Consider the following 15,183-nt stretch of genomic DNA (forward strand, 5'->3'; position numbering starts at 1 on the left):
ACGGGATGGTCGACCAGCGCGAGTTGCTCCGCCGGGGGGACGAGCTGATCGCGCGGACCGCGCGCATCGACGCCGCCGTGACGTGGTCCGTCGTCGTCGTGCTCGTCGTCGCGTCGTGGGGCGTGTCCTACGCGCTCGGCGGCTCCCAGACGGTCGGGCCGCAGCTCTTCCACCTGCCGGTCGTCCTCGCCGCCGCCCGGTTCGGCGCGCGCGGCTCGTTCATCGCCGCGGTGCTCGCAGGCCTCGCCAGCGGACCGATCCTCCCCCTCGACGTCGCCGAGGGCGAGGCGCAGTCGGTCGCCAACTGGGGCAGCCGGCTCGTGATCTTCCTCGTCGTCGGGCAGATGGTCGCCTCGCTGCACAGCCGCTCGGTGGGGGCGGCGCGTCGCCGGATCAGCGACCACCAGGTCGCGAGCGACCTGCTCGACGCCGTCGCCGACGGCGAGATCGTGCCCGCCTACCAGCCGATCGTCGACCTGCGCACGGGCGAGATCGAGGGTGTCGAGGCCCTGGCCCGGTGGCGCCGACCCGATGGGGAGCTCCTCGGCCCAGCGGCGTTCATCGACGACGCCGAGCGCACGGGCGTCGTCCACGCCATCGACCGCAGCATCCTCGCCCAGGCCGCCGCCCAGGTGGCCGCCTGGCACGAGGCGTCGCTCATCCCCGGCGCCTTCCGGCTGTCGGTCAACCTGTCCGCCCACCACCTGGCCGAGCCCGACATCGTCGCCTCCATCCGGGACGTGCTGGCCGAGAGCGGCATCTCCCCGGCCTGCCTCGTGTTGGAGATCACCGAGACCGGCCTCGTCAGCGATCCCGAGGGGATCGCGTGCCGGCTCGAGGAGCTGCGGGGCCTCGGTGCCACCGTCTCGCTCGACGACTTCGGCGTCGGCACCTCGTCGCTCGGCAACCTCATGCGCTTCCCGATCGACGCCTTCAAGATCGACCGTTCGTTCATCCTGGGTGCCGAGGGCAGCGATCGTGGGCGTGCGCTCGCCGGCTCCGTCATCGGGATGGCCGGGCGCCTCGGCCTCAGCAGCCCGGTGGCCGAGGGCATCGAGACCGAGGAGCAGCGCCGGACGCTGGTCGAGCTCGGGTGCGCCCGGGGACAGGGCTTCCTCTTCTCCCGCCCGGTGCTCGCCGCCGAGGCAGAGGAGCTGCTCCGGCGGGGGCGGTGCCCGATCGCAGGCGGGTGAGCGCGACGCGGCCAGGATCTGACCGCGGGACGGGGGAGCATGACGGGCGGGAGGTGACGGCATGCGCACGGTGACCATCGACGACGTCAGGACCGCCCGGTTCCACCGCCACGAGCTCGACCGGGAGCCGGGGGCCCGCGCCGGCCGACGGCCCCGCGCTGCTCGACCTCGGCGTGCAGGACACCGGCACCGACGGTGCGGCGTGGGCGCTCGAGCTCCGGGGCCACGCCGGGGGGCTCGCAGGCCTGGTGCTGGCGTGGACCTTGCGAGGGGCGCCGCACGCCTACCGCGCGACCGACCTGGCGCAGGTGGCGGTGGCCACCGCCCCGCTGTCGGAGGCCGATGCTGCGAAGAGGGTGTTCGACGGCTCCCGGCCGCTGACGGCCGCGGGCATCCCGGTGCTCGAGGCGCTGGCCGAGGTGGCGGCCCACGAGCGGGAGGCGGTCGCCCGTCCGATCGTGAAGGGCGAGGTGTCGGCGCGGCTGGCCGAGGAGCTGCCCGAGCCGTTCCTCCGGTGGTGCCGGCCGTGCCGGGCCACCCACCTCTACGAGCAGGTGTTCCGGCTCCCCGCGCTGCAGGCCGGGCTCGTGCTCGAACCCGGCACGTCACCGCCGGTGATGCGCCGCCAGCCTCGGTTCCGCCCGCCGATGTTCGCTCGGCTGGGCGGTGAGGCCGACCCGCGGTTCGACGTCATCCGTGGGCACCTGCGCGCCTACCCGGGTGCGCGCGTGCGGGACGCCGCGACGTTCCTCGACGCGCCGATGAAGGAGGTGCGGGCGCACTGGCCCGACGACGCGGTGGAGGTGGCGCTGTCCGACGAGCCGGCCGCCAGGGCCGAACCCCGCTTCGTCCTCGCCGAGGACCTCGACCTGGTCGCGGCTCCGCCACGTCCTGACGCACCCGCCGTGCGCCTCCTCGGTCCGTACGATCCCTACCTCCAGTGCCGCGACCGCGAGGTCCTCGTCGCCGACTCCGACCGGCGCGCCGCGCTGTGGCCCGTGATCGGCCGTCCCGGCGCGGTCGTCGTCGACGGGGCCGTCGTCGGCTCGTGGCGGCCGACCACCAAGGGGTCCCGGCTCACCCTGAGGACCGAGATGTGGGAGCGCGTCACACGACGGGTCCAGGAGGGCGTCGAGGCGCAGGCGGAGCGTCTCGCCGCGCACCGCGGGCTCACGCTGAAGGACGTCGTACCGGCCGGGTGACGCCGTCCGCCCAGGTCCCGAACGCCGCGCGCCACACCGCCACCACGCGAGCCACGGCGGCGTCCGGGTCCTCGTGGAGGTCGAGCACCGGATCGAGCCCGGGCATGTTGGCGGCCAGGGCCAGGTGCGGCATCACGAGCACGAGCTGGGCCAGGAAGGCGCCGTGGTCGGCGTCGGCACGGACCGCGCCCGTCTCGACCCCGGAGTCGATGAGCTGCTGGAGGCCACGCAGGTAGTGGCGGTTCACCACCTCGCGCACCGCGACCCGCACCTCGGTGTCGAGCTCCAGGTTCACCGCCGCGGTGAGGGCGAGGTCGACGGGGTGGTCGCGGAAGTGGCCGATCCACGCGAGCAGCGAGTCGGTGAGCGCGCCCCAGTAGTCCTCGGCCCACGGCAGCGGCGCGTTGTGCTTCGCCATCGCCGCGCCGATGCGGATGCTCGCGAGGTCGCTCAGGTGGGCGAACAGGTCGAGCTTGTCGTCGAAGTACTGGAAGAGGCTCCCCTTGGCGACGCCGGCCTCGCGAGCGATCACGTTGAGGCTGCCCCGGGAGAAGCCCCGCGACGCGAACTCGGCCTCGGCCGCCGCGACGATCGCATCGCGCCGCTCGGTCGGCAGGCGGTCCCAGGTCGGGGTCGGCATCAGAGCAGCTCGTAGTCGTCGAGGTTCGGGTCGCGGGTCTGCTGCCAGTACTCGAGGAGGCTGAACGGCCAGTTCTGCGCGGTGCGCCCCGTGGCGTTCTTGTACCAGGAGCTCACCGACGAGACGCCCCACGCCATCTTCAGGTTCTCGGCGTCGATCCGGTCGTTGTAGGCGTCGTGCACCTCGGGCCGGGGGTCGATCGCCCGGATCCCGCGGGTGAGCATCTCGCGCACGCACCCGAGCACGTAGTGCACCTCGCACTCGGAGAAGTAGATGATGCTGCCGTTCACGACGATGTTGGTGTTCGGCCCGTAGAGCAGGAACAGGTTCGGGAACCCGGGCAGCGTGATGCCGAGGTAGGCCCGGGCATCGCCACCCCACGTCTCGTGGAGGTCGCGGCCGCCGCGGCCGACGACCTTCATCGGCATCAGGAAGTCGGCGGCGCGGAAGCCCGTGCCGTAGATGATGACGTCCGCCTCGTGCAGGGTGCCGTCGGCCGTGCGGACGCCCTCGGGCGTGATCTCCGCGATGCGCTCGGTCACCAGGTCGACGTCGTCGCGGGTGAGGGTCCGGGCCCACGCGCCGTCGTCGAGGATGAAGCGCTTCGAGAACGGCGGGTACTGGGGGACGACCTTCTCCAGCAGGTCGGGGCGGTCGGCGAACTCCGACTCGAGGTAGCCGGTGAGCAGTTGCCGCATCATGTCGTTGGCCTCGCTCACCGAGCGCTCCCCGCCGTCCCACTCCGGGTCGACCGTGGCGAGCGGCATCATGCCCTCGACGTTGCGCCAGAAGGTCCAGAAGCGGCTCCAGTGCGTGTAGCCCGGGACCTCGCGCCGCAGCCACCGGACCGCCGGTTCGATCGCCTGGGTGTAGTTGGGCGAGGGGATGAACCAGCCCGGGGTGCGCTGCAGGATCGTGAGGTGCCCGACCTCCTCCGCGATGGCCGGGATGAACTGGCCGGCGCTGGCGCCGGTGCCGATCACGACGACCTTCTTGCCGGCGAGGTCGACCGAGCGGTCCCACCGCGCCGAGTGGAAGCTCGGACCCGCGAACGTGTCCATGCCGGGGATGTCGGGGAAGTTCGGGCGGTTGAGCTGACCGACGGCGCTGACCACCGCGTCGGCGTCGATGACGTCCTCCGCGCCGTCCGGGCCGAGGACCTCCACCCGCCAGGACGCGGTCGCGTCGTCGAACACCATGGCGGTGACCTCGGTGTCGAACCGGATGAGCGGCCGCAGCTCGTGCTCGTCGGCGACGCGTCGGAAGTAGTCGAGCAGGACCGTCTGGCTGGAGTAGTGCTCTGGCCAGTCGTCGCGCTGGGCGAAGGAGTAGGAGTAGAAGAGGTTCGACACGTCGACGCGGCAGCCCGGGTACGTGTTCTCGAACCAGGTGCCGCCGACGTCGCTGTTCTTCTCGACGACGACGACCTCGACGCCGGCCTGGCGGAGGCGGTGGGCGGCGGCGAGGCCGGACATGCCGGCGCCGACGACCACGACGCGGAACGTGCGGTCCGGGGCGAGCGTCGCCGCGTCCCACTGCGGGCAGCGCAGGTCGTCCCCGATGCCGAGCTCCTCGCGGAGCAGCTCGAGGTAGGGCTCGACGTCGGCGCCGCCCGCCGCCCAGCCGAGGAGCGTGCGCAGCCGGTCGAGATCGGGGACCGGTACGTGGGGCACCTCGGCGTCGCGCAGGCGGCAGAGGGCGCCGACCGCGAGCTCGCGCGCCTCGTCGTGCTGCTCCGGCGTCAGCCCGAACGACGGGTCGAGCATGCCCGTCGGGTGCGGTTGGAGGTGGGGAGGCACGAGCGCGAGGTCGCCGGTCGCCGCAGCGAGCGCCGGCAGGAGCGCCGGGATGTCGGCTGCGGCCACCGCCGCGCGGATCGTCTCGTCGTCCGCGTGCGCGAGATCGACGTCGAAGTCGGGCATGGTGCGTCCCCCTGGATCCCCTGGTGAATGACCGGTGGTCATGTGACCACTGGTCACAGTAGCGCCCGGGTCGTCGGGGCGGCGGGCCGCGACCGCTAGCGTCGCTGCGGTGTCTCGTGCGCTGATCCCCGCCGGCATCGACGCGTGCCTCTTCGACCTCGACGGCGTCATCACCAGGACCGGCAAGGTCCACGCCGCGGCCTGGAAGGAGATGTTCGACGCCTACCTGCGCGAGCGGGCCGCCGCGCGCGGCGAGGAGCCGGTCCCCTTCCATCTCCCGTCGGACTACACGCGCTACGTCGACGGCAAGCTCCGCCAGGACGGCGTGCGGGGCTTCCTCGCCTCGCGGGGCATCGAGCTGCCCGAGGGCGACCCCGACGACGGCCCCGAGCTCGAGACGGTCCACGGCCTCGGCAACCGCAAGAACGTGCTCGTCGTCGACCTCATCGAGCACGGCGGCGTCGAGGTGTACGACACCTCGGTGCGCCTGGTGGAGCTGGTGCGCGACGCCGGGCTGCGCCGGGCGGTCGTGTCCGCGAGCAAGAACTGCGCCGCCGTCCTCGCGAGCGCCGGCATCGACCACCTCTTCGAGGTGCGCGTCGACGGCGTCGTCGCCGCCGAGGAGGGCCTGCCGGGCAAGCCCGCGCCCGACACCTTCCTCGCCGCCGCCGAGCGCCTCGGCGTCCCCCCGGAGCGCTGCGCGGTGTTCGAGGACGCCATCTCCGGCGTCCAGGCCGGCCGGGCCGGGGGCTTCGGCTGGGTGGTCGGCGTCGACCGCGAAGGTCACAGGGCTGAACTGTCGGCCGCCGGTGCCGATCTCGTGGTGGACGACCTCGTCGAGCTGGTGGAGGACCGATGATCGACCCAGGCGCGTTCGTGATCGACCCGTGGCGGTTGATCGAGCCCGAGCTCGACCTCGAGCGCCTCGGCCACTCCGAGTCGATCTTCGCCCTGTCGAACGGGCACATCGGCCTGCGCGGCAACCTCGACGAGGGCGAGCCCCACGACACGCCGGGCACCTACCTCAACGGCTTCTTCGAGACCGTCGACCTGCCCTACGCCGAGGGCGGCTACGGGTATCCCGAGCTCGGCCAGACGCTCCTCAACGTCACCAACGGCAAGCACGTGCGCCTGCTCGTCGACGACGAGCCGTTCGACGTGCGCTATGGCACGCTCGAGCGCCACGTGCGCACCCTCGACATGCGGGCGGGCACGCTCGAGCGTGACGTCGTGTGGACCTCGCCCGCGGGTCGCACCGTCGAGGTCCGCTCGACCCGCCTCGTGTCGTTCGTCCAGCGCTCGATCGCCGTCATCCAGTACGAGGTGCGGGCGCTCGACGGCCCGGCACGCGTCGTCCTCCAGTCGAGCCTCGTCGCCAACGAGCCGCTGCCCGCCACGTCGGACGACCCCCGCTCCGCCGAGGACCTCGCGACACCGCTCGTCTGCGAGTACCACACGAGCAACGGGGCCGAGGTGTCCCTCGGGCACAGCACGCGGGAGAGCGGGCTGCGCATGGCCGCCGCGCTCGACCACCTGGTCGAGGGGCCGAACGGCGTCATCACCACCACCGACGTCGAGGACGACCTGGCACGGGTCACCTTCAGCACCGAGCTCCGGCAGGGCGAGTCGCTCACCCTCACCAAGTACCTCGCCTACGGCTGGTCGGCATCGCGCTCGATGCCGGCGCTGCGCGACCAGGTCGACGCCGCCGTCGCGGCGGCGAGCCGGGTCGGCTGGCAGGGTCTCCTCGACGAGCAGCGCGCCTACCTCGACGAGGTGTGGGACCACGCCGACATCGAGATCGTCGGCGACGAGCAGCTCCAGCAGGCCGTGCGCTTCGCCCTCTTCCAGGTCATCCAGGCGTCGGCCCGGGCCGAGCGGCGGGCCATCCCGGCCAAGGGCTTGAGCGGCCGCGGCTACGACGGCCACACCTTCTGGGACATGGAGACCTACACCCTCCCCGCGCTCACCTACACGCTGCCGCACGCCGCGCGCGACGCCCTCCTGTGGCGACACGAGGCCATGCCGCTCGCGAAGGAGCGGGCCGAGGAGCTGAGCCTCCCCGGCGTGACGTTCCCGTGGCGGACGATCCGGGGTGAGGAGTGCTCGGGCTACTGGCCGGCGGGCACCGCGGCGTTCCACATCAACGCCGACGTGGCCGACGCCGTGCGCCGCTACGTGCACGCCACCGACGACCGCGAGTTCGAGTCCGGCGCTGGCCTCGAGCTCCTCGTCGAGACGGCACGCCTCTGGGCGGGCCTCGGCCACCACGACGCCGAGGGCAACTTCCGCATCGACGGGGTGACCGGCCCCGACGAGTACTCGGCCATCGCCGACAACAACACGTTCACGAACCTGATGGCGGCCCGCAACCTGCTGGCGGCCGCCGACGCCGCCGATCGCCACGCCGACCGGGCGGCGGAGCTCGACGTCGACGACGAGGAGGTCGCCCGCTGGCGGCGTGCGGCGCGGGCCGTCGTCATCCCCTACGACGAGGAGCTCGGCATCACGCCGCAGTCGGAGGGGTTCACCCGCTACCGGCGGTGGGACTTCGACTCGACCCCCGAGGAGCACTACCCGCTCCTCCTGCACTACCCCTACTACCTGCTCTACTCCAGCCAGGTCGTGAAGCAGGCCGACCTCGTCTTCGCCCTCTACCTCTTCGGCGAGCTGTTCCCCCTGGAGCAGCGCCGGCGCGACTTCGAGTACTACGAGCGCATCACCGTGCGCGACTCGTCGCTCTCGGCGTGCATCCAGGCCATCGTCGCCGCCGACGTCGGGCACCTCGACATGGCCTACGACTACCTGCGCGAGACCGCGCTGGTCGACCTCCGGGACCAGGCGAGCAACACGGCCGAGGGACTGCACCTCGCCTCGCTCGCCGGCAGCTGGCTGGCCGTGGTCGCCGGGTTCGGCGGCATGCGCGACGACGGCGAGACCCTCGCCTTCTCGCCCCGCCTGCCGCCCCAGCTCCAGCGGATCTGCTTCCGGATGCTCTACCGGGGCCGCCAGCTCCAGGTCGAGCTGTCGCCGGAGACGGTCCGCTACACGCTGCGCGCCGGCGAGGCGGTCACCATCCGCCACCACGGCGAGCCCATCGAGCTCTCCTGCGACGCGCCCACCGAGGTCACCTGGACCCCGTCCGAGCCGGTCCCGCCCGTGGAGCCGCCCAGCGGTCGGGAGGCCAACCGCCTCGGCATCGGCGCCGACGCCCCCGACCCCATCCACTAGCTCTCGCCGCTCGGCTCCCCATCGACGGGTGCTCGGGGCGGTGAGGGTCAGGCCGGAGGGCGGGCGAGCTGGTCGCGAGCGGCCGAGGCGACGGCGCTGGCGGCGAGCACGTGGAAGACCGCGTGCCCCTGCACCCGGGCGTCGGGGTCGCAGAGCGGCGCGCCGGTGCGGGTGAGCACGTGCGCCGCGACCGAGGCCGCCCCGAGCGCCACGGTGCGGGGCGAGATCCGCGCCGGGGCGCCGTCGGCGGCGACCGCCACGGGGAGGGCCAGGGCGAGGGCGTCGACGCCGACGTCGTGGACGACCTTGGCGATGCGCCCGCCGGGCCCGTGGTAGGCGACGCTGCCGATCCCGGCGGTGATCGACGCCGCCGCGACTGCCGACCACCACCGTCGGTGCCGGCCGGTGCGACGGAGGATCTCGACGCCCGCGACCACGAACGCCAGGCTCGACGCGGTGTTCGCGGGTTGGGCGACCCGGCCGTCACGGATCCGCTCGCAGTCCGAGGCCGCCACGTGGCTCACGCCGGCACCTCCCGCACCGCGTCGCGGACGGCCGCGACCACGTCGTGGCGCACGTCGAGCGCGACGCTCGCCGAGGCGGTCCGCTCGATCTGGGCCCGCCACCGCAGGACGAGCAGCCCGAGGGCCAGCGCCCGCTCGATGAGCCACACCGCAGCCAGGGCGCCGACCGCCGCGGTGACGACGACGAGCGAGATCCGCAGCGGGCCGTCGGCGGTGAGGACCCCTGCGGTGATCCACGCGGCGGGGAAGGCGATCAACCCCACGAGGACGCGCACCGTGCCCTTGGTGACCGGGGTCGTCACCGCCATGCTCGCCAGACCGACGAGGAGGGCGGGCCAGACGTTGACCAGCGCGGTGGCGGCGACCACCGACCCGAGCACGACGACGAGGGCGGCGATCGCGACCGCCGAGCGGACGAGGCGACGCGGGCTCGTCGGGTGGACGAGGTCGTCGTCGGTGATGCGCAGGCCGCGCAGCACCGTGGCGTAGCGCCCCAGCTCGCCGGCGACGTGGGCCCGCGCCTCTGGCGTCGCCCGACCGAGGCGTCGGGCCAGCGCGTGCCGTGCGGCCAGCGACGGCTCCGGCAGGTCGGCGTCGCGCAGGGCCACCTCGGCGGCCCCCTCGAGGGTCAGCGCGGCCTCCACGTCGGGGAAGTCCTGGATGACCGCCCGCAGCGCCTCGTCGATGGTGGTGGTCAGGCGGCGCACGGCGTCGGTGTCGTCGGCACCGGCGCCGGCCGGGACGACGTCGTCGACCGCGATCGGATCGCCGACGAGGACGAGCCCCGCCGAGCGCAGGGGGATCTTGTCGGGGAACGTGAGGCCGACCGGCACGACGACGAGCTCGTCGGCGCCCGCGGCGCGGGCACCGAGCGCGATGCGGGCGGCGCCCGTGCGCAAGGGGTCCATGTGCGGCCGGTCGTGCGTGGTGCCCTCGGGGAAGATCGCGACGACGTCGCGGTCGACGAGCGCGGCGTGGCACTCGGCGAACGCGTCCTCGTTGCCCGCAGCGGCCGCGGCGCCGGGGTCGCGCCGCCGCACGAACACCACACCCGCCAGCCGCAGCACGCGGCCGGCGATCGGGATGCGCCGCAGCTCGTCCTTGGCCACGAAGCGCGGCAGGCGACCGAGGGCCGCGGCGATGACGACCGGGTCGACGAACCCGTTGAAGTGGTTGGCGACGAGCAGCACGGGTCGACCCCGGGGCAGGCGCTCGGCGCCCGCCACCTCGAACCGGCGGAACAGCAGGGCGACGACGAAGCGCGCCACCAGCGCGACCAGTCGACGCACCGGGGGGCTACCCGATCCGGGCGGTCTGGCCGCCGTCGACCGGCAGCATCACGCCGGTGATGTAGCGGGCCTCGTCGGACGCCAGGAAGAGCGCGGCGTTGGCGACGTCCCACGCGGTGCCCTGGTAGCCCATCGGCACCTGCGTGGCGCGTCGCTCCGCGACCTCGGCGCGGTCGGCGCCCGTGGCTCGCGCCGCGGCGTCGACGGCCATCGGCGTGTCCATGAAGCCCGGCATGATGGCGTTGGCCCGGATGCGGAAGCGCGCGTTCGACACCGCGAGCCCGTGGGTCAGCGCGTTCACGCCGGCCTTCGAGACCTTGTAGGCGGTGAGGTTGCCGGCGGCGGCGATCGCCGCGGTGGACGAGATGTTGACGATCGCCCCGCCCGTGCCCTGCTCGCGCATGATCGGCACGGCGTGCTTGCACGTCATCCACGTGCCCTTGAGGTTCACGCGCAGGATCCGGTCGAAGGCGTCCTCGTCGAGCCGGGTGGGGCTGCTGTCGCCGGCGCCGATGCCGACGTTGTTGTGCAGCACGTCGATGCCACCCAGCGCGGCGCGGGCGTCGGCGACGAGGCGGGCACAGGCCTCCATCGACGCGATGTCGGCGACGACGGCGTGCGCCGTGCCGCCCTCGGCCTCGATCATCTCGACCGTCTCCCGCAGGGAGGCCTCGTCGCGGTCGACGCACGCGACCGCGGCGCCCTCCTGCGCGAACCGCAGCGCGGTGGCCCGTCCGTTGCCGATCGTCTCGCCCGGCGTCTGCCCGGCGCCGACGACGAGCGCCCGCTTCCCCGTCATGCGTCCCGTCATCCCCGCTGCCTCCTCGATCGTCGCGGCGCACGGTAGGTTCCCACGCGATGGACGCGAGGGGAGGACGCACCGAGGCGACCGCGACGACGTGGGTCCTCGACGACGCCGCGCTGCCGCTCGGCATCTCCCCGTCCTACGAGGCCCAGGCGGCCCGCGTCGGCACCGGCATCGAGCCGCCGGCCGAGGTCGCCGCCCGCCTCTCCCTCCCACTGGTGCTCCGGGTCTTCGTGTTCGTCGACCTGTCGGGGTTCACTGCGTTCACCGAGCGCGAGGGCCCGCACGCCGCCACCACCGAGCTGGCGGAGTTCCGCGACGTCGTGCGCCGCGTGGCCGCGTCGCGGGGCGTGCGCGTCGCCAAGTGGCTCGGCGACGGGGCGATGATCGTCGGCCTCGAGCTCGGACCAGCCGTCGCCACGTGCGTCGAGCTGGCGGCGCGGTGGGCCGACTCGCCGGTGCCGATGCGCGGGGGGGTGGCGATCGGACCCGTCCTCCTCTTCGAGGGCGACGACTACGTCGGCCCGTCGGTCAACCTCGCAGCGCGACTGTGCGACATGGCCGCACCGGGTGAGGTGCTCGCCGCCGGTACCGGCGTCGACCAGCTGCCGGACTGGGTCGTCGTGTCGTCACCGGTGGTCACCGAGGTGCGTGGCATCGGCGAGGTCGACGTCAGCCGCCTCGAGATCGCGCCCGGGCTCACCCTCCCGACGCTGCTCGGCTGAGCGGGCACCGCCGAACGACCGGCGGTAGGGTCGCCCGAAGGACGCCGGGGGGGCGACCGCCAAGGGGGATGCGCAGACGATGTACCCGGGAACGCACGCAGCGACCGCGCCGGACCGCGCCGCGGTGATCATGGGCCGGTCGGGCGAGGTCATCACCTACCGCGAGCTCGACGAGCGCTCCAACCGGCTGGCCCACCTCTTCCGCTCGGCAGGCCTTCAGCGCGGGGACCACGTCGCGCTGTTCATGGAGAACCAGCCGCGGTTCATGGAGGTCGTGTGGGCCGCGCTCCGCTCGGGCCTCTACATCACCGCCATCAACAGCCACCTCACCGCCGAGGAGACCGCCTACATCCTCGGCGACTGCGGCGCCCGGGCCTTCGTGACGTCGCGCGCCCTCGCCGAGGTCGCCACCGGCATCGACTGGTCCGACCTGCCCGACGTCCGGACCCGCCTCGCCGTCGACGGCGCGATCGACGGGTTCGAGGCCTACGAGTCGGCCGTGGAGCGCCAGCCGACAACCCCGATCGACGACGAGAGCAACGGGACGACGATGCTCTACTCGTCGGGCACCACCGGGCGGCCGAAGGGCGTGCTGCGCGCGCTGCCCGAGGGCGCGCCCGGCGATCCCGACCCCCGCACGCTGGCCCTCGGGCCGATCTACGGGTTCCGCGAGGGGATGGTGTACCTCTCGCCCGCCCCGATGTACCACGCCGCCCCGCTGGCGTTCTCCATCAACGTCCACCGGGTGGGCGGCACCGTCGTCATCATGGAGCGCTTCGACCCGCCGCACGCCCTCGAGCTGATCGAGCGCCACCGGGTGACCCACAGCCAGTGGGTGCCCACGATGTTCGTCCGCCTCCTGCGGCTCAGCGAGGAGGAGCGCACCGCCTTCGACCTGTCGAGCCACGAGTGCGCCATCCACGCCGCGGCCCCCTGCCCGGTCCCGGTGAAGCAGCAGATGATCGAGTGGTGGGGGCCGATCATCTACGAGTACTACGCGGGCACCGAGGGCAACGGCTCGACGGGCATCACGAGCGAGGAGTGGCTCGCCCACCCGGGCTCGGTCGGACGGGCGCGGGCCGGCGCGGTCCACATCGTCGGCCCCGACGGCGAGGAGCTCGGGCCCCGGGAGGAAGGGGCGATCTACTTCTCCGGCGGCGGCGAGTTCGAGTACCACAACGACCCGGAGAAGACGCGCGACTCGCGGGACCCGAAGGGTCGCGGCTGGAGCACGCTCGGCGACGTCGGCTACCTCGACGAGGACGGGTGGCTGTACCTCACCGACCGCAAGGCGCACATGATCATCTCCGGCGGCGTGAACATCTACCCGCGCGAGATCGAGGACGTGCTGATCCAGCACCCCGCGGTCGGTGACGTGGCGGTCTTCGGCATCCCGAACGAGGAGTTCGGCGAGGAGGTGAAGGCGGTCGTGCAGCCGATGGACCCGGCCGCCGCCGACGACGCGCTGGCGCGCGAGCTGATGGCCCACTGCCGGGAGCACCTCGCCGGCTACAAGTGCCCGCGCTCGGTCGACTTCCGTGACGAGCTGCCCCGCCTGCCCACGGGCAAGCTCTACAAGCGGATCCTCGTCGACGAGTACAAGGCCAGGGCCGCGGCCACCGCCTGACGTTCCCGCTGCGGTGGGGCGGGGTAGGCCGCCGCCGTCCCCCACCGAGGAGCTCTCGTGTCGCGCCCCGTCCTGCAGGTCATCGTCGGCAGCACCCGTCCCGGCCGCGTCGGCCGCCCGATCGCCGACTGGTTCCACGGCGTCGCGTCGTCCCACGGGGCGTTCGATGTCGAGCTCGTCGATCTGGCCGAGGTCGACCTGCCGCTGTTCGACGAGCCCCGCCACCCCCGCCTCGGCGACTACGAGCACGAGCACACCCGCCGCTGGAGCGACACCATCTCGCGCGGCGACGCCTACGTGTTCGACGTGCCCGAGTACAACCACGGCTACAACGCCGCGGTGAAGAACGCGATCGACTTCCTCTTCCACGAGTGGCAGCGCAAGCCGATCGGGTTCGTCTCCTACGGGGGCGTCGCCGGCGGCACCCGAGCGGTGCAGCAGCTGAAGACGGTGGCCGCGGCCCTGAAGATGGTCCCGCTGCCCGAGGCGGTGTACATCCCGATGGTCGGCCAGGTCGTCCGCGACGGCGAGGTCCGAGCCACCGACGTCATGGGCGACGCCGCCGGGGTGATGCTCGACGAGCTGGCGCGCTGGTCGGGCGCGCTGGAGGGGCTGCGCCCGACAGACTGAGCGGATGCGCTGGGTACGCACCTCGACCGTCGACCACCTGCCGCGGGACCCCGTGGCCGACGCCATGGCCGAGGCGCTCGCCGACGTGCTCGCCACCGGCACCGTCGAGCTCCGGTACCGGCCCGCCGGCACCCCGCCCGAGGTCGCCCTCGGCCCGGAGCTGGCCTCGGCGTCGGGGAAGGGCCCCGACGGGTGGGACCTGACGGTGACCGTCCGGCTGGGCGATCGCCGGCGCCACCTCCTGCCGTCGGGCAGCGAGCCGCTCGCCGAGGTGCTCGCCGCCCTGCCCCAGGTGGGGATCGAGGTCGCGGAGACGTTCCGGTCCCTGCGGCGCGAGGAGCAGCACCACGCGCTGCCCGCGCCCCTGCGTCGGGCGATGCGCGACTCGATCGCCGCGGGCATCCTCACCCGCTACCTCGACGCCCGCACCGACGGGCCGGTCGCCGAGGGGCTCATCTCCGAGACGATCGAGTACCTGGTCGAGCTCAGCTCCAGCCGCGTCGAGTCCCACGACCTCACCCACGGGGTGGTGCTCACCGACGTGCTCGAGGCCTCGCCGCGCATCGAGCTGCGGTACCCGGCGCACCTCCGGGCCGCGAAGCGGGCGCCGCTGCTCTTCGACGGGCAGCACTCCGTCCTCGTCGTCGACGAGAGGGGCCGGGCCCGCACCGAGCTCCAGCGCCACCGCTTCGACCGCCTGCACGCCGAGCACGAGCGCATGCGGGGCCGCACCGCGGAGATGGTCGAGTCCGGCAGCCTCGTCGCCCACGCCACTGCCACCGTCGGCGGCATCGGGTTCTACCTGCGCACCGACCGCAGCATCTGGACCTTCGTCGACGGCGAGCCGCTGCTCGTGCGGCGGGGCGAGCGGTGGCGGGCCTTCCCGTTCGAGCTGGCGGCGTCGATCACCCGCATGATCGGCGACAGCCCGGCCGCCCACGAGGTCGTGCAGGCGGCGTTCCTCATCTCGGCCCAACCCCGAGGCGCGATCCTCGCCATCGTCGAGGACGCCTCCGAGCTCGACGGGATCGTCCCCACCAAGGACCGCTACGACCTGCGCGACGAGATCGACCCGATGGCGATGCGGGTCGAGACGCGCCTGCACCACCTCATCGACTCCGAGGAGCTCGACGAGCGGACGATCGCCCGCCTCGCCGTCCTCGACGGCGCGACGATCCTCGACCGCGACGGCCGCCTCATCGCCTACGGCGCCATCGTCACCAGCTCGGAGAGCCAGTACGAGGGGGCGCGGACCGCCGCGGCTCGCACGCTCTCGGAGCACGCGCTGGTGGTGCTGAAGGTGTCGGTCGACGGCGACATCACCGTGTTCCGCGACGGCAAGGTCGTGGCCACGCTGCTCGCCGGGGTGGGTGGTGGCCCGCAGGGTTGAGCGGG

At 73.5% G+C, this 15,183-nt stretch carries 13 protein-coding genes; 8 read left to right on the top strand and 5 right to left on the bottom strand.

Annotation, left to right across the window (positions count from 1 at the left end):
* Positions 1-5 precede the first annotated feature (5 nt).
* The gene (locus tag GH723_RS04700; protein WP_195210528.1) at positions 6-1,193 is read left to right on the top strand and encodes an EAL domain-containing protein; all 1,188 of its coding nucleotides are present in this window, start codon (positions 6-8) and stop codon (positions 1,191-1,193) included.
* 173 nt (positions 1,194-1,366) lie between these two features.
* Positions 1,367-2,395, top strand: coding sequence for a DNA glycosylase AlkZ-like family protein (locus tag GH723_RS04705; protein ID WP_229023065.1), 1,029 nt, complete (start codon positions 1,367-1,369; stop codon positions 2,393-2,395).
* Here GH723_RS04705 and GH723_RS04710 read toward each other — a convergent pair.
* Together GH723_RS04710 and GH723_RS04715 are read right to left on the bottom strand one after the other, a co-directional pair.
* Positions 2,364-3,035, bottom strand: a complete 672-nt coding sequence (locus tag GH723_RS04710) for a TetR/AcrR family transcriptional regulator (protein ID WP_153758566.1) — start codon at positions 3,033-3,035, stop codon at positions 2,364-2,366. The two genes, GH723_RS04705 and GH723_RS04710, sit on opposite strands and share 32 nt — an antisense overlap.
* Positions 3,035-4,957: a flavin-containing monooxygenase gene (locus GH723_RS04715; RefSeq protein ID WP_153758567.1), complete on the bottom strand. Its 1,923-nt coding sequence runs from the start codon at positions 4,955-4,957 to the stop codon at positions 3,035-3,037. The genes GH723_RS04710 and GH723_RS04715 overlap by 1 nt, the downstream gene beginning before the upstream one ends.
* 109 nt (positions 4,958-5,066) lie before the next feature.
* Here GH723_RS04715 and GH723_RS04720 point away from each other — a divergent pair, with 109 nt between their 5' ends.
* Both GH723_RS04720 and GH723_RS04725 read left to right on the top strand, forming a co-directional pair.
* Positions 5,067-5,816, top strand: coding sequence for an HAD family hydrolase (locus GH723_RS04720; RefSeq protein ID WP_195210529.1), 750 nt, complete (start codon positions 5,067-5,069; stop codon positions 5,814-5,816).
* On the top strand, positions 5,813-8,188 hold the full coding sequence (locus GH723_RS04725; protein ID WP_153758568.1) for a glycoside hydrolase family 65 protein: 2,376 nt from the start codon (positions 5,813-5,815) through the stop codon (positions 8,186-8,188). The genes GH723_RS04720 and GH723_RS04725 overlap by 4 nt, the downstream gene beginning before the upstream one ends.
* A gap of 47 nt (positions 8,189-8,235) precedes the next feature.
* Here the strand turns inward: GH723_RS04725 and GH723_RS04730 are convergent, their stop codons facing one another.
* The 3 genes from GH723_RS04730 to GH723_RS04740 are packed head-to-tail and all read right to left on the bottom strand — an operon-like array spanning position 8,236 to position 10,812.
* Complete coding sequence (locus tag GH723_RS04730) at positions 8,236-8,712, bottom strand: hypothetical protein (protein WP_153758569.1); 477 nt, start codon at positions 8,710-8,712, stop codon at positions 8,236-8,238.
* The gene (locus GH723_RS04735) at positions 8,709-10,001 is read right to left on the bottom strand and encodes a 1-acyl-sn-glycerol-3-phosphate acyltransferase (protein ID WP_153758570.1); all 1,293 of its coding nucleotides are present in this window, start codon (positions 9,999-10,001) and stop codon (positions 8,709-8,711) included. The genes GH723_RS04730 and GH723_RS04735 overlap by 4 nt, the downstream gene beginning before the upstream one ends.
* Before the next feature lie 7 nt (positions 10,002-10,008).
* Positions 10,009-10,812, bottom strand: coding sequence for an SDR family NAD(P)-dependent oxidoreductase (locus tag GH723_RS04740; protein ID WP_153758571.1), 804 nt, complete (start codon positions 10,810-10,812; stop codon positions 10,009-10,011).
* Between the two features lie 47 nt (positions 10,813-10,859).
* Here GH723_RS04740 and GH723_RS04745 point away from each other — a divergent pair, with 47 nt between their 5' ends.
* From GH723_RS04745 to GH723_RS04760, 4 genes are all read left to right on the top strand, one after another.
* Positions 10,860-11,531, top strand: a complete 672-nt coding sequence (locus tag GH723_RS04745) for an adenylate/guanylate cyclase domain-containing protein (RefSeq protein WP_153758572.1) — start codon at positions 10,860-10,862, stop codon at positions 11,529-11,531.
* 79 nt (positions 11,532-11,610) lie between these two features.
* Positions 11,611-13,158 carry an AMP-binding protein gene (locus GH723_RS04750; RefSeq protein ID WP_153758573.1) on the top strand — a complete coding sequence of 516 codons (1,548 nt, stop codon included), beginning with the start codon at positions 11,611-11,613 and terminating at the stop codon, positions 13,156-13,158.
* A gap of 57 nt (positions 13,159-13,215) precedes the next feature.
* The gene (locus GH723_RS04755) at positions 13,216-13,788 is read left to right on the top strand and encodes an NADPH-dependent FMN reductase (RefSeq protein ID WP_153758574.1); all 573 of its coding nucleotides are present in this window, start codon (positions 13,216-13,218) and stop codon (positions 13,786-13,788) included.
* A 4-nt stretch (positions 13,789-13,792) separates the two neighbouring features.
* Positions 13,793-15,178, top strand: coding sequence for a diadenylate cyclase (locus tag GH723_RS04760; RefSeq protein ID WP_153758575.1), 1,386 nt, complete (start codon positions 13,793-13,795; stop codon positions 15,176-15,178).
* Positions 15,179-15,183 lie beyond the last annotated feature (5 nt).

Source organism: Actinomarinicola tropica (assembly GCF_009650215.1).
GTDB classification, from domain to species: Bacteria; Actinomycetota; Acidimicrobiia; order Acidimicrobiales; family SKKL01; genus Actinomarinicola; species Actinomarinicola tropica.

Bases quoted from the DNA above. Each gene is read 5' to 3' on its own strand.
- GH723_RS04700 (WP_195210528.1), top strand. From the start codon at position 6: ATGGTCGACCAGCGCGAGTTGCTCCGCCGGGGGGACGAGCTGATCGCG.
- GH723_RS04710 (WP_153758566.1), bottom strand. From the start codon at position 3,035: ATGCCGACCCCGACCTGGGACCGCCTGCCGACCGAGCGGCGCGATGCG.
- GH723_RS04715 (WP_153758567.1), bottom strand. From the start codon at position 4,957: ATGCCCGACTTCGACGTCGATCTCGCGCACGCGGACGACGAGACGATC.
- GH723_RS04725 (WP_153758568.1), top strand. From the start codon at position 5,813: ATGATCGACCCAGGCGCGTTCGTGATCGACCCGTGGCGGTTGATCGAG.
- GH723_RS04740 (WP_153758571.1), bottom strand. From the start codon at position 10,812: ATGACGGGACGCATGACGGGGAAGCGGGCGCTCGTCGTCGGCGCCGGG.
- GH723_RS04745 (WP_153758572.1), top strand. From the start codon at position 10,860: ATGGACGCGAGGGGAGGACGCACCGAGGCGACCGCGACGACGTGGGTC.
- GH723_RS04750 (WP_153758573.1), top strand. From the start codon at position 11,611: ATGTACCCGGGAACGCACGCAGCGACCGCGCCGGACCGCGCCGCGGTG.
- GH723_RS04760 (WP_153758575.1), top strand. From the start codon at position 13,793: ATGCGCTGGGTACGCACCTCGACCGTCGACCACCTGCCGCGGGACCCC.